Origin of the sequence: Parasphingorhabdus sp., from assembly GCF_965233695.1 — a bacterium.
Taxonomy (GTDB): domain Bacteria; phylum Pseudomonadota; class Alphaproteobacteria; order Sphingomonadales; family Sphingomonadaceae; genus Parasphingorhabdus.
In genome coordinates, this window is the sequence record NZ_OZ247497.1 from 164,555 (window position 1) to 182,814 (window position 18,260).

The 18,260-nt window shown below is 53.1% G+C and carries 12 protein-coding genes and 1 pseudogene; 11 read left to right on the top strand and 2 right to left on the bottom strand.

Going from position 1 to position 18,260, the window contains the following annotated elements; genetic code table 11:
- The first annotated feature begins 18 nt into the window (after nt 1-18).
- From ACO6S1_RS00780 to ACO6S1_RS00825, 10 genes are all read left to right on the top strand, one after another.
- Nucleotides 19-3,114, top strand: a complete 3,096-nt coding sequence (locus tag ACO6S1_RS00780; RefSeq protein WP_422344467.1) for a TonB-dependent receptor — start codon at nt 19-21, stop codon at nt 3,112-3,114.
- A 149-nt stretch (nt 3,115-3,263) separates the two neighbouring features.
- Entirely contained in the window at nt 3,264-4,004 is a 741-nt protein-coding gene (locus ACO6S1_RS00785; RefSeq protein WP_422344468.1) for a FadR/GntR family transcriptional regulator, read from the top strand.
- 308 nt (nt 4,005-4,312) lie between these two features.
- A complete protein-coding gene (locus ACO6S1_RS00790; protein ID WP_422344469.1) occupies nt 4,313-7,336 on the top strand; it encodes a TonB-dependent receptor in 3,024 nt (1,007 codons plus the stop codon).
- Nucleotides 7,337-7,569: 233 nt separating this feature from the next.
- Nucleotides 7,570-9,819, top strand: coding sequence for a polysaccharide lyase 6 family protein (locus ACO6S1_RS00795; RefSeq protein WP_422344470.1), 2,250 nt, complete (start codon nt 7,570-7,572; stop codon nt 9,817-9,819).
- Complete coding sequence (locus tag ACO6S1_RS00800; protein ID WP_422344471.1) at nt 9,816-11,990, top strand: heparinase II/III domain-containing protein; 2,175 nt, start codon at nt 9,816-9,818, stop codon at nt 11,988-11,990. The genes ACO6S1_RS00795 and ACO6S1_RS00800 overlap by 4 nt, the downstream gene beginning before the upstream one ends.
- Nucleotide 11,991: 1 nt before the next feature.
- Complete coding sequence (locus ACO6S1_RS00805; protein ID WP_422344472.1) at nt 11,992-12,366, top strand: cupin domain-containing protein; 375 nt, start codon at nt 11,992-11,994, stop codon at nt 12,364-12,366.
- Nucleotides 12,363-13,649: an MFS transporter gene (locus ACO6S1_RS00810; RefSeq protein ID WP_422344473.1), complete on the top strand. Its 1,287-nt coding sequence runs from the start codon at nt 12,363-12,365 to the stop codon at nt 13,647-13,649. The genes ACO6S1_RS00805 and ACO6S1_RS00810 overlap by 4 nt, the downstream gene beginning before the upstream one ends.
- Nucleotides 13,650-13,680: 31 nt before the next feature.
- Entirely contained in the window at nt 13,681-14,436 is a 756-nt protein-coding gene (locus ACO6S1_RS00815) for an SDR family NAD(P)-dependent oxidoreductase (protein ID WP_422344474.1), read from the top strand.
- Between the two features lie 23 nt (nt 14,437-14,459).
- On the top strand, nt 14,460-15,116 hold the full coding sequence (locus ACO6S1_RS00820) for a bifunctional 4-hydroxy-2-oxoglutarate aldolase/2-dehydro-3-deoxy-phosphogluconate aldolase (RefSeq protein WP_422344475.1): 657 nt from the start codon (nt 14,460-14,462) through the stop codon (nt 15,114-15,116).
- A 2-nt stretch (nt 15,117-15,118) separates the two neighbouring features.
- The gene (locus ACO6S1_RS00825; protein WP_422344476.1) at nt 15,119-16,150 is read left to right on the top strand and encodes a PfkB family carbohydrate kinase; all 1,032 of its coding nucleotides are present in this window, start codon (nt 15,119-15,121) and stop codon (nt 16,148-16,150) included.
- Between the two features lie 60 nt (nt 16,151-16,210).
- On the opposite strand, the pseudogene ACO6S1_RS00830 reads toward ACO6S1_RS00825, so the two are convergent.
- Nucleotides 16,211-16,459, bottom strand: a pseudogene (locus ACO6S1_RS00830) (IS110 family transposase); the annotation flags it as partial.
- Nucleotides 16,460-16,664: 205 nt separating this feature from the next.
- On the opposite strand from ACO6S1_RS00830, the gene ACO6S1_RS00835 reads away from it, so the two are divergent.
- On the top strand, nt 16,665-17,420 hold the full coding sequence (locus ACO6S1_RS00835) for a hypothetical protein (RefSeq protein WP_422344477.1): 756 nt from the start codon (nt 16,665-16,667) through the stop codon (nt 17,418-17,420).
- 320 nt (nt 17,421-17,740) lie between these two features.
- Here ACO6S1_RS00835 and ACO6S1_RS00840 read toward each other — a convergent pair whose 3' ends face one another.
- Nucleotides 17,741-18,166, bottom strand: a complete 426-nt coding sequence (locus tag ACO6S1_RS00840) for a hypothetical protein (RefSeq protein WP_422344478.1) — start codon at nt 18,164-18,166, stop codon at nt 17,741-17,743.
- Between the last annotated feature and the right edge of the window lie 94 nt (nt 18,167-18,260).

Genomic DNA, 18,260 nt, shown 5'->3' on the forward strand with positions numbered 1-18,260 from the left:
AGGACAGGGAGAATAGGGATGCTTGGGAAAAACCAGGGCGCGCGTGTGCGGAGCCTTTCATCGATCACGAAAATTTTAATGGCTGGCTGTGCAACAACAGCTTTGGCGATGCCTGCACAGGCGCAAGAGCAGGGTTCGGAGACAAGTGCTGATGATGACGACCTGATCGTCGTTTCGGGTATTCGCGGCACAATCCAGAATTCAATTGAAGAGAAACGGATAGCGACAGAAGTCTTCGATGCCCTTTCGGCGGAAGAGATCGGAGACATCCCAGCACTCTCGATCGGCGAGGCACTGGAAACCTTAACGGGTGCCGGTTCGCACCGGGAGCAAGGTGGTGCTACCGAAATATCCATTCGTGGTCTTGGTCCATTTCTGGGTTCTACGGTAATCAACGGCCGTATCGCGACAAATGGTAGCGGCGATCGCTCGGTTAACTTTAGCCAGTTCCCTTCCGAACTGTTCAACAAAATCGGGATATATAAGTCTCAGGCCGCCAGCTATATCGAAGGCGGCGTAGCCGGCCAGATTGCTCTCGAAACCGTCCGGCCACTCGATTATGGCAAGCGGCAGTTCCAGGGCAATTTCAAGCTCAATATCAATCCTGACAATCTTGATATCGATGCCGATCAACGGTTTCAGAAATTTGGTTATCGTGCGACAGCCAGTTATATCGACCAGTTTCAGCTGGGCGATGCAGAACTAGGTATTTCGCTTGGTTATTCCCGTAACAAGACATCCAATCCTGAACAGGAGGCAAATGTCTCTAATACCATTCGCGCCTGTGTGGTTGATCCGACCAATACCGGCGACGGTGTGTTTGATGATGGCAACTGCGATACCAGTTCGGGCACTATAGATGGCCTGCGCGATGGCAGTGTGACAGATGATTTTGTTATTGCCCGAAACAGCTACTCATTCCGCTCCAATATTACCGATGACGAGCGGGATTCTTTCTTTGGCGCGATTCAATTCAAGCCGAGTCCTGATGTAGATATCAACGCTGACTTTCAATATTCAAAACGCCTTTTCCGCGAACAGCGCAGCGATTTGAACTTTGCGGAAGGTCGCCGGATTGACGGGCCGGGTGACCCCAACCGTATCGATCTTCCACTGATTTTCACTGAAACTGGTGCTTTGCGTCAGTTTACCGGTGAGCAGCGCATTGAAGCGGTGAGTGAATATCTTGAGCGTGACGAGGAATATTATGGTGGTGGCCTCTCGCTCGATGCGCAGGTGACGGATCGCGTCAAGATTTCGCTCGATGCATCCTATTCAAGAACACAGCGGGTAGAAGAGGCGGTGCAGATTCGCTTCCGGACTGAGGATGATGAAGATATCTTCGGCAATACCGGCGCCTTTACGCCTAGCATTGAAAGTGATGGCAGTACCCAGGATGACCGGGTGGAAACAGCCGTCCAGATTCTTCAGAATGGGGCTGGGGGATTGAACTTCGTCACTCAGAATTTCGACGTTAACGACCATAGCCTGTTTGCCAACGACCCGCGCCTGCGTGCTGATCTGGAGCAGGACCGTTTCAATAGCGTGTGGGCCTTCCGCGGGGATATCGAGTATGAAATTGATGGCTTTCTGTCATCGTTGCAGGCCGGTGCCCGGTATCAGGAATTGAGATATAAGGACGTGCCCGGCGCACAGAATGGAAACAGCCGGTTTGAAAATACCTATAACGACACCAGCAGCACGGGCGCTCTTGCTATAGCCAATCAGGAATGCCGTACAACCTTTCCTGAGTCGGGATTCTTGTCCTCAGTTTCCGGCGGAAACCCGCTGATCACCAATGTTGATGCAGATGGGAATGTGATTGGCACATCCAACACATTCGCAACGTTCGATGCTCTCTGTATCGCGCAAGTATTAGAACGTGAAGATCCATCGGGTCTGGAATTTGATGATAATGGCATCCCCATCTACCCGACTGGCGATTTTGATTCGATTCAGAACACTGATGTGACCGAGCGCAGCTGGGCCTTATATGGTCAGGCGAATTTTGGCGGCGATTGGGGTGATATGCCCATCCGGGGCAATGTTGGTTTGCGTGTGGTTGGCACTGATGTTATCTCCAAGGGGTTTCAGGCGGATCTTGTTGTCGTAGCTGATCCGGTTACCGGTGACTTTACGCTGAGTCAGGCAGGCGGCGATCTGGTTCCCCGTCAAACCAAGAGTTCCTACACGGAATTTTTGCCGAGCCTAAATCTGGTAGCTGAATTCCGGCCTGACCTGTTGGGACGTGTGGCGGTCTATCGTGCGCTTTCGCGTCCTGATCCTTCGAGCCTTGGCGATGGCCGGTTGTTCAATTTGAACAATGACGACTTTGCGACTGCTCAGGAAGCCATCGCAAATGGTATTGATAATGTTACCGCTACAGGCAATCCGTCTACTGATCCGCTGCTTTCGTGGAATATTGATGCGGGCCTCGAATGGTATCCGAATGATGATACTATCCTGGCCGTCAATGCATATTACAAGAGCTTTGATGGTGGCTTTGAAACGGTTGGTATCTTCGAGAGCTTCAACATTAACGGAGTGGATCAGGATCTCCTCGTTACGTCCGTCAATACCAGTCAGGACACTAGCACAATCTATGGTGTCGAAATTACGGCCGCGCACCGGCTCAGCTATCTGCCGAAACCACTGGATGGTCTTGGCTTTAAGCTTAGCTATAACTATGCGGATTCGAATTTTGAATTTGAGGATGATACGCTCGGAGCCATCACGAGTTTGAACGCTGACGGTTCGACAACTGTAAGTAACGGCCTTATCCCGCCATCAAACCTGTTCGGATTTTCGAAGCACGTCTTGTCGGCGCAGGTTTATTACGAAATTGGCCCGTTCGATTTCCAGGGCGTCTACAAATATCGTAGCAACTACTTCCAGCAATTTATTGCGACACCAGGACGTGTCCGTTACGTCGACGATGTAAATGTGTTCGAGGCCCGCGCGTCGTTCAGATTGAATAGCAATGTGAAATTCACCATCGAAGGAATCAACCTGTTCAACGAGCCGCGGACCAATTTCCGCGGAGCACCGGATGATTTCGGCGCTGTTCAAGTTTACGGACCACGCTATTTCGCTGGCGTTCAATTCAAATTCTAGGTTCAACAGGTGTTGGTGCGACCGGGTTTGGTCCCGGTTGTACCAATATCCACAACTGTGACCGACCAAATTGATCGACAATTTATAAGGAATTGCGCTAGACAGTAGAGTAATTGACCGCAATCAGCTGGAACGGAGTTCATGAACACATGGCCGAACAAAGACTTTATCACCGTATTGCAGAGAAAATCAGGCAATTGATTGATGAAGGTGTTTTTCCTCCAGGAACGCGCCTCCCCGGCGAACGCGAACTAGCCGAGCGTTTTGATGTTAGTCGTGTCACGATTCGCGAGGCCGAGATTGCACTCCAAGCAATAGGGCATATTGAGATCAAGACCGGTTCTGGTGTATATGTCAGCGAAGAACAGCCGCAACAGCCGGGACAGCTTCCCGAAGTAAGTGCCTTCGAAGTCACAGAGGCAAGATCTCTTATCGAGGCAGAGGCGGCGGCCTTGGCGGCAAAGATCATTTCCGATGAGAATCTGCAAAAACTCGATGAGTTGATAGAGACAATGGGTAACAGCGATGAAGAAACGTCGCTGGCGGCGGATCGTGAATTCCATGCCATGATTGCGCGATCATCAGGCAATGGGGCCATGGTTCATGCCATCGAGTCATTGTGGCGCATGCGGGAAGAGCTTCCCGAGGTGAAACATAGCTATGACGCAGTATGCGAAGAGGATGCGGTCGCCCGTGCCAAGGAGCACCGGGCGATTCTTGACGCCCTAAAGGAGCGAGACCCCGGTGCTGCGCGGCGTGCGATGCGTGAGCATTTCTTGCGCCTCATCGGGTCGATGCTGGACGTTACCGAGCAGGAGGCTTTGCGCGAGGTGCAGCAGCGGGCAATCGAGAGCCGCGAGCGCTTTCTCGACGTCGCCCGGATGGGATAACGCGTTTATTTCCGACGAAAGAATTATCGACGACTGAGCTGTCGTTTTCGAATTGGCCAGAGCTACGGGCTGACCCAAAGCCTCTCTTAGTGTGTCGCAAAAATGTGACATAAAAATATTGCCGTTCCCGAAAGGTCAGATACTTTCCTAAAGTCAGAATTGCTAAGCAATTCTGAAACAAGCCTTTTTGTCAGGCATGCATAATTGGTATGACAGTTTATAGATTATAGGTAACCATTAATGGTTGACATATCTACTCAGGAAGCCCAGTCCTGCTCCAAATCAAAAACACTCTGGGAGGGGATTCGATGAACATAATGAGCATTTCTGCGCGCAGGCACGGTGCGCGCGCAAGTCTGACCAAAGCACTTTTGGCTGGCTCCGCGTTGATCGCTGTGGCTTGTCCAGCTTATGCACAAGATAATGAAGTCAACGAAGCGGCTGATGCGGATGAAGACGTTATTATCGTCTCCGGTATTCGCAGTTCTCTAGCGAGCGCGCTCGCAGAGCAGCGCGAAGCAGACAGTCTGGTCGAAATCATTCAGGCAGAAGATATCGGGAAATTGCCCGATCAGAACCTCGCCGAGGTTCTCGAAAATGTCACCGGCGTCCAGATCACCAGAACAGCAGGTGTCGGCACCGGGGTTCAGATCCGTGGTACTAATGATAACCGTACCGCAATCAATGGTGTTTCTACGCTGGGTTCCGGCACTGGCCGTGGGGGTATCAACTTCGAAGACATTAATGCAGCCATTATCGCTTCTGTTGAGGTTATCAAAGCGCCTACGGCAAAAGACATTGAAGGTGCTGTTGGCGGTACCATTAACTTGCGCACTATTCGTCCGCTTGACCTGACCGATCGTATATTGAGTATTCGCGCGCAGGGCGAATATAGCGAACTTTCAGACAGCATTAAGCCTAGGATTTCTGCAAGCTTTGGCGACGTTTGGGACACAGGCATCGGTGAAATCGGTATCGTCTTGAGTGGAAGCTACGCCGAACAGGAGGCAACGTCATTCCGTCCGCGTGTTGACCGCGACACCCTGGTTTCAGCTGGCAGCGCCGTAACCGCCGCCGGGGCCCCGGGACCGGACTTCAATTATCTCGGCATTCAGTTCCTCAACCAGGAGCTTGAAAATTTCGAGTATGAGACCATCAACTTTGCAGGCACCCTGGAATGGGCTCCATCTGACAATCTGAAACTCTTTTTCGATGCGATTGTGAGTGATCAGGAACGCAGGCAGGATAGTTCGCGCGTCCAGGCCTCAGGCGTAAGCGCGCTGCGCTTTAACAATGTCCCTGATGCTTTCGAAACCGTCAATTTCGGATCACTGGACGGCGTAAATCTGGGCAGCATTGAGGCGTCACAAATTGGCACCATTCAGCCGAATCTGGCTGTCGACGATGACGATCCAAACCTGCGCTTTTCCAGCGATACGGGTGCCCGTGTCACCGATAGTCAGGTTTACAGATTTGGCGGAGAGTGGGAAAGCGGCCGTTTTTTAGTTCGGGCCGAAGGATCGAGGGCGACTTCAACCACAACAAACCCAAATTTGAGTACCACTTTGAATTTCATCAATCCGAACGCGCTGACACCGCTTGATGGAAGCAGTAACGACAACAGCGTTCCATTCCGATATGATCTTTCCGGCGGTGCCCTGACATTCGGTGTTGACTTTGATTCACCGTTTGCGCCGACAGTTGATCAGCTGCTCGATCCCAACAACACTGTGCTCGATGCTGTGACGGCTGAAAACAACCGTACGGAAAATAAAGAGGATGCGTTCCGTCTCGACATGTCACTGGACACGGAAGATCTGACTCCATTCATCACCTCTTTTGACTGGGGCTATCGCTACAATGATATCTCGACGGATTTCACTCAGGTTCGGTCAACCTTTGGCACTGGGGCAATTGCAAATAGTCCAAGCGGATCGTTGTTTGCAGATCTTCTTGTGCCTGGCCCCAGCAACTTTGGCGACTTTGATGGAAGAGAACTGGCTTTCCGCAATTTCCTTCTCGTCGACCCCGACCGATCTTTTTCCGACCGCGAAGGAACACTTGCAACCCTTCAGGCTGCGCTTGATTCCACGCCTGGCGGGCAAGCGGCAATTGCAAATGGTGATCGGCTGTTAAGTGATCCAGCTATGCTTCCGCAAGGTTCTTTCAATATCGAAGAAACAACCCACTCGGTATATGGACAGGCAAGTTTTGAAAGCGGTCCGATCCGAGGGAATATCGGTTTGCGCTGGGTGAGCACAAACATCCTTTCATCGGGTAATGCCGTTGCTAACGGTGTCGTATCGCCCGTAACATCACGCGGCAATTATCAAGAGTTCTTGCCCCGCGTTAACGTGATTGCCGACCTGACCGATGACCTGGTTTTCCGGGCAAGCTATACGGAAGATATCAACCGTCCCGATTTCGACGATCTGTCACTTTCGATCAGTTTCCCGAGCGGTCCGAATAATGCTGTGGCGCTAGGCAATCCGAATCTGGCCCCAGAAACAGTGCAATCCTATGACGCTTCGCTTTCATGGTATTTTGCACCTTCATCAGTATTGAGTGTTGGTGTCTTCCACAAAAAACGGACCAATCTGTTTGTCACGCAGGTGGAAGATGCGTTTGAGGATGCCAATGGTTTCCGTGACATTACGGACCCTTGTGAGCAGGGCGGTATTTTCAACCCGGTTCCGGATCGCAATGTCCTGTCTCCTGTTATCGGAAATGGATTGTGCGTCCCGCTCCAAACGATCATCAACGACACGGCAAATACGACCCAAACAGGTATCGAAGTGGCCCTCCAGTACGATCTCTCTCAATTTGAGGATACACTTGGTTTCGCATCGGGCTTTGGTATCATTGCCAACTATACCTACCAGGATTTCGGTGGTGGCGAAGCTACGAACACCAATTCCGGCCGCGGAGAGGATATCTTCCAGGCGATCAACCCGAATATTACAGTACCGGTTGAAGCCGTCCAAGGTCTGCTGGACTTCTCGCAGCACGCTTATAACGTCACGCTTTACTACGAGAAATATGGGATTTCTGCCCGCGCTCGTTACACATGGCGAGATGCCTTCCGGACCCTGGATACCGCTGGCGGTGCCTCACTCAACAGTACTCTTGGTTTCCCGACGGTTACAGAATCCAGAGGCCAGCTTAACGCCAGTATCACCTATGATGTGACCGACTATCTGAACATCGGCGTAGAGGGCGTTAATCTGACAAAGTCCAAGATCACGCAGTCTTGTGTAAACGAAAGCGCGCTTCTGTGCTTCCAGGGCCTGCCAGACCGACGGCTTACTTTTGGAGCTACCCTCAGTTTCTAAGAGGGTCGCGCCATGGGTAGTCGTGGGCCAGCAGGCTCAACGACTACCGGTATCCAGAACTCCAAATGGGGGAATGGCGCAGCGGGAGCTTGAACCTGCTGCGCCATTTTGGTTCGACGGTATAATCATTTAGGCGAAGGTCAAATTGGTATGGCATTTTGGTTATATATATTGGTTGACAATTTGTCGTATGCCAGATACGCCAATCGTGGATAAAGAGAGGATTTCGGGGAATGAACGCCAGGCTCGGCCTGTTTGCAGCAATATGTGTTACAGTCGCATTTCCGGCTTCTGCTGAAACATATTTCGTCAAAACCCAGAAAGACTATTTCGCTGCCGAGAAGCAGTTGCAGGCAGGCGACACGATTGTCTTGGCAGACGGTGTCTGGCAAGATTTCGAGATTAAATTCTCGGGCGCCGGAACCAAGAAAAAGCCGATTACCTTGCGTCCGCAAAGCGCGGGCAAGGTCATCCTTTCGGGCCAGTCCAACCTTCGTATTGGCGGTAAATATATGGTCGTGGCCGGACTGGTTTTCAAAAATGGCTATAGCCCAACCGGCGAAGTAATTTCTTTCCGGCGCTCGAAGAAAGATCTGGCCTCTTACAGCCGGGTTACCAATGTGGTGATTGACCATTTCAGCAAACCGGATCGCTATGAAAGCGATTATTGGGTTGGCCTTTACGGCAAGCATAACCGCTTCGATCACAACCATCTTGTAGGCAAGACCAACAAGGGAGTGACTTTCGCCGTCCGGCTGGATTCCAGAGAGAGTCAGGAGAATTACCACCGCATCGACCATAACTATTTCGGCCCCCGGCCGGTGCTGGGTTCGAATGGCGGCGAAACTTTGCGCATCGGAACCAGCAAATATTCGATGTTCAATTCTCATACGACGGTGGAGAATAACTATTTCGACCGCTGTGATGGCGAGGTAGAGATTATTTCATCCAAGGCGGGGAATAATATTTTCCGCGGGAATGTGTTCTTTGAATCGAGCGGAACGCTGACGCTTCGCCATGGCGATGGCAATCTGGTCGAAAGCAACGTCTTTTTCGGTAATGGCAAAGATCATACCGGTGGGATCCGTGTGATCAATCGTGACCAGACGATACGCAACAATTACATGGAAGGCCTTCGCGGAACCGGATTTGCCAGTGCGCTGACAATAATGAACGGCGTCCCCAATTCGCCTGTGAACCGTTATGTTCAGGTCGACAATGCGATTGTAGAGAATAACACAGTCGTCGACAGTGGCCGCATTACTTTTAATGCCGGTGCCGATACGGAGCGCTCGGCCGCACCGGTAAATAGCCGTTTCAAGAATAACCTGCTGGGCGGCACCGATAAAAGCCTATTTATCAAAATTCAGGATGATATCAGCGGCATTGCATTTGCGGACAATATATTGACCAAAGGCAATATCGAAAAACCGGTTGCCGGCATATCGGCGACGGAGATAGCTCTTCAGCGTTCGGCCAATGGTCTGCTCTACCCTGAAGGGTCGAATGCAGGCGCATCTCGCGACCTGAAGCCCATTACGCGCGATCAGGTTGGCGTAAAATGGTATCCGAAACCGCCATCAGGTGAACGCTTCGGAACAGGAAAGGCGATTCCGGTCGAGCCTGGCGAAGACAGTTTGACGGACGCCTTTGCAGCCGCCTCTGACGGGGATCGCCTGATCCTGAGTTCGGGCGACTATCTGGTGAACAAGGTTTTGCCACTGGACAAGGTCATTTCCATTCAGGGACCAAAGGACAGCGTCGCAAGGATCAGTTTTGCCCGGCCATCACTGATTGAGATCAAGCAGGGTGGCAGCCTACGCCTGACCAATCTCACCATTGATGGCGATATGGCGCCGGATTCGGTTGGCAATGCTGTTATCCGCACGACAATTTTCCCGATACAGTCCAACTTCCTGATCGATTTCGATGGCGTCAATGTCACCAATCTGGATGTGAACCGTTCATTCCATGTGATTACACTGGGCAAAAGCTCGTTTGCCGACCGTGTGAGCATCAAGAACAGCAATTTTTCCAAAATTTCCGGTTCGATTTTGCAGGCTGCTGCGGAAACCGAGGATTATGGGCAGTATAACGCCGAATATATCGAGATATCTGGGTCCAATTTCAAAGATATTGGTGGCGAGGTTTTCAACGTCTATCGCGGCGGACGGGACGAAAGCACATTTGGGCCGCATTTTTCTCTGACCGACTCCAATTTCATGAATGTTGGACGCAGCAAGAACAATATCTCGGGCGCTTCCATGGTTCTTCACGGTGTCCAGTATAGCGATATTCGTGACAATAATTTCCTCGATGCCGCTCCGATCAAAGTCGTTCATACGGTCGGCAGGCCGCAAACCCGGATTTCGGATAATATGGCGCAGAATATGCGGGAACCGATACTTGAGGAGTTACATTATGAGGGCGCGCATCGCGCTACTCTATCGGGCAACCGGTTCGAAGGCGTTGCAAAGCAATGAAGGGCAATCTCCTCGCGATGGCAATATGCGGTGTTGTCTCTTCAGCTGCAATGGCAGGACCGATCGAATATTCTCTCAACAGGTCTGCAACAGCGGTGCAGCAACACGCGCCATTGTTTCAAAAGGAGTTGGATCTTTCGCGGTCATTTGTTGATCAGATGATGGAGGCTGGGGTCGTCGTCCCCGTCCCTAAAGACCCCGGCGGCGGTTATACGCACGAACAGCACAAGCAAAATTTCAAAATCATCTATCAGGGTGGTCAGCTCTACAAGCTCACCGGCGAAAAGAAATATGCCAACTATGTGCGCGATATATTGCTTGCTTATGCGAACCTCTATCCCACTTTGGGCGAACATCCGGCACGGAAGAATAGCCAGGGTTCGGGCCGGATTTTCTGGCAGGTCCTGAACGATGCGATGTGGATGGTCGATAGCATACAGGGCTACGAAGCCATTCGAGACAGCCTGTCCGAAGCTGATCGTAAAAATATTGACGACAATCTCTTCCGCAAGGCCGCGGCTTTCCTGTCCACTGGTTCAGCGATTACGTTTAACAAGATACACAACCACGCGACCTGGGCGACAGCCGGCGTAGGAATGACGGGCTATGTCCTGGGCGACAAGGAATTGGTCGATGTCGCTCTTTTCGGACTGGACAAAAGCGGTAAGACAGGATTTCTGCGGCAGAGCGAGTTACTGTTTTCACCCGACGGCTATTATACCGAAGGCCCTTATTACCAGCGCTTTGCGCTCAAACCTTTCCTTGTATTCGCCGGAGCGATTGAGAAAAACGAACATTCGCGAAAGATTTTCGAGCATCGCGATGGGATATTGTTGAAGGCCCTGCGTACCACGATCCAACTGACCTATGATGGCTATTTTTTCCCGTTCAACGATGCGATCCGGGACAAGAGTCTGAAAACAGATGAACTTTATCATGGCGTTGCCGTGGCTTATAACAAAACGCGCGATCCCGGACTTTTGTCGATCGCGCAGTGGCAGGGGCGCACGGTGCTCACTGATGACGGCATGATCGTCGCTAACGACTTGGCCGCTGGCAAGGCCAGACCGTTTTCGTTTCAATCGCTGCTGCTCTCCGATGGACCAGAAGGCAATCAAGGCGCGGTTGCGATCATGCGCAAGGGCGATGGCATGACCGGACAGGCTCTGGTTGCGAAGAACAGCTCGCAGGGCATGGGCCATGGCCATTTCGACAAGCTGAGCTGGCAATATTATGACAATGGCCATGAGATCGTCAGCGATTATGGCGCTGCCCGTTTCCTGAATATCGAAGCCAAGCAGGGCGGCCGCTATCTGCCTGAGAATGAAAGCTGGGCCAAGCAGAGCATCGCGCATAACAGTCTGGTCGTAGATGAAAAAAGCCATTTCAACGGCGATAGGACGGCTGCCGATAATCGAGCACCGGAACAGCTCTATTTCTCCGACAAAATGGGAAGTCAGATCAGCACTGCAAAAATGACCGGCGCCTATCCTGGAGTTGAATTTACGCGAACCTTGGCATTGCTTGACGTTGAAGGTCTGGGGCAACCGCTCGTGGCCGATGTTATGCGTGTGGATGCCCGGGGTGATCATGCTTATGACCTCCCGCTCCATTATAATGGGCATATCATGCGCGTTGGGTTCGACGTGAAATCCAACGTGACGGATCGTCCCGTCTTGGGCGAGAGCAACGGCTACCAACATATCTGGGTTGATGGCACCGGCAAGCCAACCAGCGCAGACAATGGCTTTGTTACCTGGATTAAAGACGACCGTTTCTACACTGCACGTTGGGTGCCTCAGCCGAGCAGCGAAACGATCCTGGCAGAGAGCGGCGCCAATGATCCGGACTTTAACTTGCGCCGTGAGCAAATGCTCGTTCAGCGCGTGGCGAGTGGCAAGGATATCGTGTTTGCTAGCATTCTCGAAGCGCATGGACGTTATGACGGGGCCGCAGAGCGCACGACTGCAAGCGATAGTCAGGTCAAGACGCTCCAACATGTTCGTCATGGCGGAGCGGATTTATTGCTGATCGAAACGCTTGCTGGCGCGAAGTCGGTACTCGCCATCTCTTACGATCAAGACAAAAACCAAAAACATACGGCCGCGATAGATGGTCAGACAATCAGCTGGACGGGCTTTGCTGCCCATCTTCGTCTGGGGGGAGAGTGAAATGATCGATACAGCTTTGCAGGAACGCCAAAGCGAAACATTTGTCTTTGGTGCTGACGCAGAGGTCGAAACTCTGGAACCGGGCATAAAGCGGCAGATATTGACCTATGGCCCGAATCTGATGCTGTGCCGCCTGTGGTTTGATTCCGGAATATCCGGTACCGTTCATCAGCATCCCCACAGTCAGATCAGCTACATTGAATCGGGGCGTTTTCGCGCCATGATGGGCGGCATGGAACAGGAACTGGGCGCTGGCGACAGTGTCGTCATTACGCCTGATACCGATCATGGCATTACATGCATCGAAGCAGGCTCCTTGCTCGATATATTCAATCCGGTTCGGGAAGACTTTTTGGCAGCGGGAGAAGAAGCATGAGCAGCGCTCTGAAAATTGGGAAATTCCGCTGGGCGATCGTCACTTTGGTCGCCGTTGCGACGATCATCAACTATATTGATCGCGGCGCGCTCGGTTTTCTCTGGCCGGAAATCTCCGACGATCTGGGACTTTCCAAAACCGATTATGCGATCATCCTGAACGTCTTTACGTTCGCCTACGCTTTTGGCCAGACGCTGTTTGGCAAGATATTTGACTGGATCGGAACCCGTCTCGGCTTTGTGCTCTCGATCGTCGTTTGGTCTGCCGCGACCATGTTGCATGCGGTCGCAACCGGCCTGACCAGCTTTGCAGTATTTCGCGCAATTTTGGGTGTTTCGGAGGCGGGTAACTGGCCGGGCGCAACCAAGGCCAATGCGGAGTGGTTCCCGATCAACGAACGCGCGCTGGCACAGGGCATCTTCAATTCCGGTGCTGCCATTGGCGGGATCGTTTCTGCCCCCATCATTGCTTATCTGTTTGTCTTTCTCGGTACGTGGCAGGCGACCTTTATCGCGGTGGGGGCGCTGGGCTTCCTTTGGCTGGTTCCCTGGTTGATCATGTATAAATCCGGCCCGGATACGCACCCCTGGGTTTCAGAGGAAGAACGCCAATATATTCTAACCGGCCAACGCAACGAAGAATCCGGTGAAGTTGCCGATTATGCGCCCAATTCCAAGGAGATACTCTCTCGTAAAGAAAGTTGGGGCGTGATCATGGCTTCCTTCTTTCTTGATCCGATCTGGTGGCTTTTTGTTGGCTGGTTGCCGCTCTATCTCAACGAAACCTATGGCTTCGGCGTGAAAGAAATCGGCCTCTATGCATGGGTGCCCTATGTGGGCGCAATGTTCGGCGCTTGGTTTGGCGGACTGTTCGCACAAAACCGTATCAAGGCGGGTTGGACGGTTAATAAGACACGCAAAGCCGTGATCAGTCTGGGTGGCTTGATCATGCTTGTATCGTTGTTGATGACTACACAGGCCGCGACACCCTTGGTCGCAGTGCTGCTGATGGCGGCGATCCTATTCGGCTTCCAAACGGCGGTGGGCAATATCCAGACCTTGCCGAGTGATTTCTACAGCGGCAAATCGGTCGGCTCACTCGCCGGTTTTGCAGGGACGGCCGCGAAGCTGGCGGTGGTCGGACTCAACTTCCTGATCCCGATCATCACCGTCAACAGCTACACGCCCGCCTTCATCGTCGGCGCTGCACTTGCCATTCTAACTGTTTTGTCGGTTCTGGTGTTCTGTCCGGATATCAAACCGCTGAAATCCAAATCCGCTTAAAATTTTCATCAATTTATAGACAGGGAAAAACATGACTAAATTGAAAGACAAGGTAGCAATTGTAACCGGCGGTAGCCGGGATATTGGTCGCGCTGTCTCGGTGAAACTCGCCGCCGAAGGTGCAAAGGTTGTTGTGAACTATTGCAACAATGAAGAACAGGCCAACGACACACTGGCAGAAATCGAAGCCACTGGGGGAACAGCTATTGCTTGCAAGGGCGATATGATGAAACCCGAAGATGTCGACGGTTTGGTCGCTGCGGCGCAAGCCGCCTTTGGTGATAAAATCGACATTCTCGTCAACGTGACGGGCGGGATGGTTCAGCGCAAAGGGCTCGATGAAATGGACATGGAGTTTTTCGAACATGTCATGCGGCTCAATGTTACCTCGACATTCCTCGCAACCAAGGCGGTGGTTCCTCATATGCCGAAAGGGAGTGCCATCGTTAACTTCGCTTCGCTGGCAGGCCGTGATGGTGGCGGACCGGGCGCTGCGGCCTATGCAACGTCCAAAGGCGCAGTGATGACCTTCACGCGTGCAATGGCCAAGGATCTGGGTCCGAAGGGCATTCGCTGTAACTCACTATGCCCCGGTATGATCGCAACATCGTTCCACGACACATTCACTGCCGATGCTGTGCGCGAAAATGTTGCCAACTCGACCCCGCTGCGTCGCCAAGGTCTTGCGAAGGAAACAGCAGATGCGACTGCCTATCTGGCTTCGGACGAAGCGTCGTTCATCACCGGCACCAATATCGACATTAATGGCGGTCTGTATTTCTCCTGATCTGAAGAGATAGCGAAACGAGCATGGATATCGAACAAGACCTCGAAACGCGGCTTACATCGGCGCCTGTCGTGCCTCTGATTGGGGCGAGCGATACAGCTGTTGCGGTCGATACTGCCAAAGCGCTTGGCGCGGGTGGTCTCAGCGTCATCGAGGTCGTGCTTCGCACCGATGAAGCAGTTGATTGCATGGAGGCGATTGTCAAAGAGACATCGGGGCTGATCGTCGGTGCCGGAACCGTTCTGACAGTCGCGCAAGCAGAAGAAGTCATCGCCCGTGGTGCACAATTTGTAGTTTGTCCCGGGCTGGTCGATGAAGTGGCGGAATATTGTCTGGCACAGTCGATGCCGCTCTTTGCCGGCACCATGACCGCCGGCGAAGTCCAGCGCGCTTATGCCTTGGGACTACGCACAGTGAAATTCTTTCCGGCATCACTGGCTGGCGGTGTGCCAATGCTAAAAGCGCTGACCTCGGTCTTTCGCGACATGCGTTTCATGCCAACCGGCGGGGTATCGGCAAGCAATTTGGGCGATTTTCTCGCCCTGCCCTCGGTCGTTGCTTGTGGGGGCAGCTGGCTCACCCCACCCGCTGAAATTGAAGCCGGTAATTTTGATGCGATAACCACATTGGCGCAGGAAGCGGTTGCCATCAGCCGTCAAGCGCGCCCAACGGAGAATTAAGAGTGACTGAATTTCTGTCTTTTGGTGAAATCATGCTGCGGCTCAAGACATCGGGTCATGAACGCTTTTTCCAGTCGCCGGCTTTTGAAGCCACATTTGGCGGCGGCGAAGCCAATGTCGCGGTGGCGCTGAGCAACTATGGTCTCAACTCCGGCTTCATCTCGGCCTTGCCTGATAATGATGTTGGTGCGTCCGCCATTGGCGAGCTGCGCCGCTTTGGCGTCGATACGTCTCATGTCCGCCGGTCTGGTGACCGCGTGGGCATTTACTTCCTCGAGACGGGAGCCAACCAGCGGCCATCCAAGGTCATCTACGACCGTGCCCATAGTGCGATCAGCCAATGCAAACCCGGCGATTTCGATTGGGCGACAATTTTCAATGGCGCAAAATGGCTCCATATAACCGGCATCACCCCCGCACTCACGCAGGACTCTGCTGACCTCAGCATCGAATGCGTGCAGGCGGCCAAAAAGGCTGGCGTAACCGTGTCCTGCGATTTCAACTATCGCGGCAAGCTTTGGAACTATGGCAAGAGCGCGCCCGAAGTCATGTCCGAGCTGGTCAAGCATGTCGATGTCGGCATCGCCAATGAAGAAGACTGCCAGAAATCGCTTGGCATCAGCGTCGATGTCGATGTTGAAGCGGGCGAACTCGACACGAAGAAATATGAAGCCCTGTCGGAAAAAGTGCTGGAACTCTATCCTGACATGTCCACCATCGCGATAACGCTTCGGGAGAGCATGAGCGCTGATCGCAACGGCTGGTCCGCCTGTCTGCGTGAACGCGGCGGCGATTTCAAATTGTCCCGGCGCTATGAGATAACCGACATTATCGACCGCGTTGGCGGCGGCGACAGCTTCGCGTCTGCACTCATCTATGGCCTCAACGCTTATGATGATCGCCAGCAGTCCCTGGAATTTGCCGTCGCAGGCAGCTGCCTGAAACATTCCATCCTCGGCGACTTCAACCGTGTCAGCGTTGCTGAAGTCGAAAAGCTAATGTCCGGCGACGGTTCAGGACGCGTCCAGCGTTAGATTAAAGGCGATACAGGCCGCAGATTTGCGCTCAGAAACAACCGATCAGGGACAGCATGTAACATAGGGCTTCTCATAAGCAGGTGGCATCAGCTTCACACTATGTCCCAGCCCCGTTAACTCGCGTGCCCAGTAATGAGCGCTACTGCATGCTTCCATGCCAACCAGACAAGGCTCCAGCTTTGCAAAGAATGGTAATATCTGCGCGCGTCGCAACGGCTTGTTAAAGGCGACACTTCCGTCTTCCCCAACGCCGTGGACTTGAAAAATGTTCTTGGCCAGATCGAGGCCGATTGTGGTAATATGCATATGGGTGGCTCCTTGTGTTCGCAGTCTACGATAACAACTGCATTATGGCGCATTGCGACGCCGAGATCAGGAGCCATCCACACCATCCGCTTTCGGGATAAAGCCGCCCCTCCGGCATGACAGCGCTTTGGTGTCTCTTTGCCCTTTCCTACAAATAACCAGATTGGTTATGTCTGCATGTTCCCCAACAGAAAGGAACACAGCTATGACCGAACACCCTTCCCATGAACAGTTCACCGATATCCCTGATGCCGATGATCTGGCCCATCCCAGAGAGCGCCATGATGGCTGGTCGCCGGACAGGCAGGTGGCGTTTCTCGAAGCCCTGGCGCGGACCGGCAATGTCCGGGCGGCGGCGCGCTATGCCGGGCTTTCGCGGGAGAGCGCGTATAAGCTCAGGCGCAGGCCGGATGCGCGGGCCTTTGCCCGGGCGTGGGATGCGGCGCTCATTCATGCGCGCGATGTCTTTCAGGATGAGCTGATGGACAAGGGGCTCAATGGCTGGCGCGAGGCGGTATGGCATCAGGGCGAGGAAGTGGGCACCAGAGAGCGCTGGAGCGCGCCCTTGTTTCTGGCGGCATTGGCACGGCTCGACAAGATGGCTGACGGGCTGGATGTGAAAGGCAATCCGGCACGGGTGGCAGCAGAGCATTTTGATGATCTGCTGGAAGGCATTGGCAAAGGCAGCGATTGCGCTGAGCTTGTCGAGGAGATTGAGGCCTCTGGCCGGACGGTCGGTGCACAGCCGCAATCATCCTTGTCCAACAGTGATTTGCTGGCGACCATCGCGCTCCACAGCGAACGCGAGAAGATACAGGCGATGGCGCCGGAGGATATTGATGTCTCCGATCTTGATATTGCCGATCGCGAAGAATGGGATGATCTGCAATGGGAGCGGGCCGATCGCAGCGGCTTGCTGGAACGCAGCGGGATATTTGATGATCTGGAAGAACCGGTGTGAATTGTGTGAACTTTGGAGCGTGAAAGGGAGAAAGGAGGGTGTGTGATTTGTGTGAACTTTGGGAGAGGAGTCTTTATTTAACCTCAAGCGCCGGGCGGCGACATCCGTCGTCTTGGCTACGCGCCATAAGGCGCGGCGGCCGGTCGGCCTTGCCTCGCTGTGCTCGGACGATGGTCACAAACGTGACGTAAAAGTCGCGATGATCCGACGCACCGCGTCGGCAAGCGCGACCGCGCGCGCGAGCTTATGCGAGGAAAGCCAAGCGGGCGGATGCCCGCGCCCGGCGCTTGAGGTCCAAAAAAAACTCACGCGCCCGGCGCTTATTTGGTCGTCATTATCCGTCCGAATACCCATCCGCCTAGGCCACCTGCCGCCATCTGCGCCAGAAACCCCAGCGTTGAACGCGCGCCGCTGATTGGTACGGTTTGGAACATGACGTACATCAGCCCCAACGCCGCCCCTAAAGCGGCTGCACCGGCTATCGGGTAGGCGATGTTTGCGAGTTTCGGCAAAAACCGTTTGAGCAAGGCGGCAATCAGGAACGCGATAAGGAAGCTGATGGCAATGATCACCAGATAGGGCAGCATGTTGGAGATATCGAACAGGGTCATGTTGAGCCGGTCACCCCAGGTAACCGGCACATCATGCGCATTCATTACGAATTGCGCATTCACCGCTGTTCCCAATATATATGTGACCAGGGCACCGCCAAGCAATCCCAGAAAGAAGCGTAACAATCGCGCCATAATGCCTATCCCCTTATATTTATCGAACCTACCGTCTTTGCCAGTGTGATCAAGCGTAAATGCCGGTGGACAAATCGCCAGACTTGTTTGACAA

Bases quoted from the DNA above. Each gene is read 5' to 3' on its own strand.
- ACO6S1_RS00840 (WP_422344478.1), bottom strand. From the start codon at position 18,166: ATGGCGCGATTGTTACGCTTCTTTCTGGGATTGCTTGGCGGTGCCCTG.
- ACO6S1_RS00785 (WP_422344468.1), top strand. From the start codon at position 3,264: ATGGCCGAACAAAGACTTTATCACCGTATTGCAGAGAAAATCAGGCAA.
- ACO6S1_RS00795 (WP_422344470.1), top strand. From the start codon at position 7,570: ATGAACGCCAGGCTCGGCCTGTTTGCAGCAATATGTGTTACAGTCGCA.
- ACO6S1_RS00835 (WP_422344477.1), top strand. From the start codon at position 16,665: ATGACCGAACACCCTTCCCATGAACAGTTCACCGATATCCCTGATGCC.
- ACO6S1_RS00810 (WP_422344473.1), top strand. From the start codon at position 12,363: ATGAGCAGCGCTCTGAAAATTGGGAAATTCCGCTGGGCGATCGTCACT.
- ACO6S1_RS00790 (WP_422344469.1), top strand. From the start codon at position 4,313: ATGAACATAATGAGCATTTCTGCGCGCAGGCACGGTGCGCGCGCAAGT.
- ACO6S1_RS00815 (WP_422344474.1), top strand. From the start codon at position 13,681: ATGACTAAATTGAAAGACAAGGTAGCAATTGTAACCGGCGGTAGCCGG.
- ACO6S1_RS00800 (WP_422344471.1), top strand. From the start codon at position 9,816: ATGAAGGGCAATCTCCTCGCGATGGCAATATGCGGTGTTGTCTCTTCA.
- ACO6S1_RS00780 (WP_422344467.1), top strand. From the start codon at position 19: ATGCTTGGGAAAAACCAGGGCGCGCGTGTGCGGAGCCTTTCATCGATC.
- ACO6S1_RS00820 (WP_422344475.1), top strand. From the start codon at position 14,460: ATGGATATCGAACAAGACCTCGAAACGCGGCTTACATCGGCGCCTGTC.
- ACO6S1_RS00805 (WP_422344472.1), top strand. From the start codon at position 11,992: ATGATCGATACAGCTTTGCAGGAACGCCAAAGCGAAACATTTGTCTTT.